Annotated in this window: 4 protein-coding genes and 2 pseudogenes; 4 read left to right on the top strand and 2 right to left on the bottom strand. The window is 59.2% G+C overall.

What is annotated here, in order from left to right; genetic code table 11:
• Window positions 1–246: 246 nt before the first annotated feature.
• Together B2994_RS07325 and B2994_RS07320 are read left to right on the top strand one after the other, a co-directional pair.
• A pseudogene (locus B2994_RS07325) lies at window positions 247–633 on the top strand (VOC family protein); the annotation flags it as partial.
• 12 nt (window positions 634–645) lie between these two features.
• Window positions 646–1167 carry a nucleoside 2-deoxyribosyltransferase gene (locus tag B2994_RS07320; RefSeq protein WP_291527741.1) on the top strand — a complete coding sequence of 174 codons (522 nt, stop codon included), beginning with the start codon at window positions 646–648 and terminating at the stop codon, window positions 1165–1167.
• A gap of 48 nt (window positions 1168–1215) precedes the next feature.
• Here the strand turns inward: B2994_RS07320 and B2994_RS07315 are convergent, their stop codons facing one another.
• Both B2994_RS07315 and B2994_RS07310 read right to left on the bottom strand, forming a co-directional pair.
• A complete protein-coding gene (locus B2994_RS07315) occupies window positions 1216–1905 on the bottom strand; it encodes a response regulator (protein ID WP_414630667.1) in 690 nt (229 codons plus the stop codon).
• A gap of 1 nt (window position 1906) precedes the next feature.
• The gene (locus B2994_RS07310; RefSeq protein ID WP_291527708.1) at window positions 1907–3211 is read right to left on the bottom strand and encodes a sensor histidine kinase; all 1305 of its coding nucleotides are present in this window, start codon (window positions 3209–3211) and stop codon (window positions 1907–1909) included.
• Between B2994_RS07310 and B2994_RS07305 the strand changes: the two genes are divergently transcribed.
• Window positions 3210–3338 (top strand): hypothetical protein, encoded by a 129-nt coding sequence (locus B2994_RS07305; RefSeq protein WP_291527707.1) that lies wholly within the window; start codon window positions 3210–3212, stop codon window positions 3336–3338. The genes B2994_RS07310 and B2994_RS07305 overlap by 2 nt on opposite strands.
• 226 nt (window positions 3339–3564) lie before the next feature.
• Window positions 3565–3860, top strand: a pseudogene (locus B2994_RS07300) (DUF5067 domain-containing protein); the annotation flags it as partial.

Raw genomic sequence — 3860 nt, 5'->3', positions numbered from 1 at the left:
CGGATCGTCTATCGCGGATCGTGCATTCGCGGCGGTGAGGGAGACCGGAGAGTGATCTCGGCTCTCCCCTTGCCCTCACCATCTCCCCTTTCCCTCTTTTGCCGGGTGGGTTTCCTCCGTGCTTCCATTGTTCCGCGGAGTGGTACTTCTCTGGAGTGTCGTTGGTATGTGGTTGTCGTCCGGCACGGTGAGCGGGCGGACGATCGAACGGCGGCGGTTATGTGAACGTCGAAGGATATGTGCACCATGCTGGATCATCTGACATTGCATGCGCTTGACTGTGAACGGTCGGTCGCATTCTACGAGCGGGCCCTATCTCCGCTGGGATATGTGCGCAAGGTGCGGCATGGTGCCGTTGTCGGCTTCGGCGTGGATGACGGGACGCCTCGGGCTGATTTCTATGTTGCGCCAGCGGAACAGGACGGGCGTCGTTCGGATGCCACGCATATCGCGTTCCGTGCGGCTGGCCGCGATAGCGTCGGGGCGTTCTATGATGCGGCCATTGCAGCCGGTGGCAAGGGCAATGGTACGCCGGGATTGCGCGCATATCATCCCGGTTATTATGCGGCTTTTGTGCTTGACCCGGACGGCAACAACGTCGAAGCCGTCACCGATTGGTCGCATCCGTCGGACTCCCTGGCCCGTATGGTTCCAGCTGTGGCCGTGTCTGATCATGGCCATAGCCATGGATACGGTGGCGGGCATGCGTCCGATGCCGTTGGCGTCGTCGCAGGCACAGGCACCGGGCATTGCCGTCATAATGTGTATGTGGCCGGACCGTTTTTCAATGACAAGCAGGTTGCCGACATGGAGCGGCTGGAGGCGGTACTGGAGTCGCACGGGAAGACGCTGTTCAAGCCGCGTTTCGTGTCTGAGATCGGCGAGGTTGGCCCTCGGCGGTGTTTTTTGGATGACATTCGGGGAATTTGCGACGCTGATATGGTGATTGCCAATCTGATGGACGAGGATTCCGGAACCATGTTCGAGATCGGATACGCCTACGCGCATGGTATTCCCGTCTATGGGTATCTTGACGGGTTAGCACCGGGGGCTCACGTGAATCTCATGATTGCGCAGTCCGTCGAAACGGTGTTCTCGGGACCGGATGATTTGGCGCAATGGTTGGAAACCGGACGGCATCATGAGGTTGGGTTGTCCCAGTTCTAACGGCATCGTAGGTTGCCGTCGGGCTGTTTCGCTGAGTCGATTGTGACATTACTCGCGTTGGGGAAGATCCGCGCGTTCAACGAGCCGTGCCATTTGGACGCGGCCCATGTTGAGTTTGTCCGAAGCTGATGAAAGATGCGCTTTGGCGGTTCTTTCCGATATGAACATGCGCGCGGCTATTTCGGCGTTCGTGAATCCTTCGGCGGCCAATATGACGGCTTCGCGTTCGCGCTCGGGAAGTCCGTTGAGCAGCTGACGTGCCTCTTCCCGGCGTGATTGGGGTTGCGTGGCGTGCAAGTCGTCGATGAGCTGCTTCTGGCTGGCCGGATTGAATTGCGGATTTCCGTCGCAGACGCCGAGGACTCGCTGGATGATGTCCTCCGGGGCGTCGGTTTTCGATACGAATCCTTCCGCTCCGGCTTCCGCCGCGCGTTCGACGGTGCCGGACGGACTTAACGATGTGAGCATCAGCACATGAGGCGAGGGGGACAGGAGTTTGAGCAGGCGAGTCGCCTCGATGCCGTCGAGTCCCGGCATGGCTATGTCCATCAGTATCACGTCAGGATGCTCGTCCCGTGCTTTGGTGATGCAGTCATCGCCGTTGAGCGAGGTGGAGATTACGGTGATTCGTCCCTGTGAATAGTCGTTGAGGATAAGGCTTATTGCCTGGCAGATCATGGGATCGTCATCAACGACGCTGACGGTGATGGTGCGCTGCTGTTCATTCACGGTTGCCATCTTAATTGCGCCAGGGCAACATGACATCGACGTGGAAGATGTGCCGGTCATCGAGGCCGTATCGGCACTGCCCGTTCGCTGTCTTTACCCGTGCGGCGAGGCCTTGCAGTCCTACGCCTTGCGGCTTTCTCCCTCGTGCCTTGTTGTCTTGCGGATGTTCCGCCTGTGGTGGCTTGTGCGCCTGCGATGCGTCTGATGGCTGTGGACTTGCAATCGTTGACACTGGGTTGCTGATGTGGATGTGAATTCCCTCCGAAGGGGTTGCCATGACTTCCAGGGAGACGGGCATGGCGGGGGCATGGCGACGTGCGTTGGTCAAACTCTCCTGAATGGCGCGAAAGGCGATTTTGCCAATGTCGTCGTCAAGTTCGCTAAGCTGTCGGATGTCGATCCAGGTGTTGAGCTGCAGCCCGCCGCCACGATTGTCGGCAATGAGCGAATCCAATGACTCCCTGGTCAGCGAGGTCTCTTCATTGGCCGTCAGTTGCTCCCACGCTTGATCGGGATGTCGTAGCATGTCGATAATGGCGTGCGCCTCATCGAGAGCTCCCGCGGATTGGCGGCGTATGGTTTCCGCTTTCTCGGCGATGATCTGCGCCTCGGCGCTCCCGGCGAGTTTGGAGGCCTCGGCTTGCAGCGCGCTGGCGTTTAGCGCGATCAGCGAGAGCGAATGCGCCAATGTGTCGTGCGCCTCTGCGGCAATGGCGTCGGCGAGCTGCTGGCTGGCCAAGTCCGTTTGAAGATGCTCCGCATGATGCTGCGCCACTGCCGCCCGTGCGTCGGCTTCGTGCAGCCTGGCTCGCGATCGTATATGCAATCCGATGAGCAATGCGACGGCGGTTTCGATGATCGCGACGATTCCCGCCGTGATGACGATAACGGGCTCGTCGGTTAGCAGTTCTATGGGAACGCCGTTCTGGCCGGTATTCGGTTTGGCGAACACGGCATGCCAAAACGACGCGTCGCTGGGCTGGATGGCGTCGCGGATCTCCGACAGCATGGCCACGGTCAGCGCCGCGGCCGAAGCTTGAATGGTTCTGCGCCGGGACGAGCGCCTCGCGATCAAAGCCGCGAAGGCCTCGAGGGCCAGCATCGGGCTGTAGGGAAATATGATGACAATGGCGCAGGCGATCCAGAATACCGGCTCCGGCCAGGAATTGCGGCTGAGAAGGATCATGGGGAGCATGAACGCGAGGAACGTGCTGATGATCATCCAAATGAACATGCCGCTATCGGGATTCTGCATGTAGCGTTGGGCCGTGAATGAGGTTTGTATCAGTGAGAACAGGCCCGCCATCGCGATCATGACGACTGTGCACCAGGGTTTGGTGCGAACCGGCACTTCGTCTGCATCCGGCGAGGCCATGGACGGCCAGGGCCTCGGGCGCAGCGAGGTTTTGACGCCGTTGTCGGCGTCTGATGCGCTGCGGTAGCCATGGCTCTGTGATCTCATGCTTCCACTGTATTGCGTTGCGTCGCGTCTCGCTATTGGACGGTTGAACATGAGTCGCCTGGATGATTTGCCCTATCGGGCATTGAAATATGGCCTGTCGTCCAATGGCCTGCCATTTTCCCGTTCTTTACGATGACAGTACATGGCGGTGCGCGTCTTATGAGACGGCGTGCATCATCGATCCACCGGAGAAAGAGAGAGTTGACATGACTGTTCCGCAGCAGAATCCAACGGGCAAACCGCAGAGCATGACGGTATGCGGCATCATTGGCGTGGTGTTCGCGGTGTTGGCGGTGGTGCTGAGCTTTATCCCCATCATCAATAATCTTGCCGCCATACTTGGCGTGATCGGAGCGGTGCTCGCCCTTATAGGGCTCGTTGGCGCTGCGCGAGGCAAGAAGAAGGGCAAGGCGGTCTCCGTCATTGGCGTGGTGCTGTCCGTGCTGGCGATCATTATCACGCTGGCCATGCAATCCACGGCCAGCAAGGCCATTGACGATTC

Origin of the sequence: Bifidobacterium sp. UBA744 (assembly GCA_002298605.1) — a bacterium.
Lineage (GTDB): Bacteria > Actinomycetota > Actinomycetes > Actinomycetales > Bifidobacteriaceae > Bifidobacterium.
Note: the sequence above shows the minus strand (reverse complement) of the source record. Positions and strands in the feature narration are given on the sequence as shown.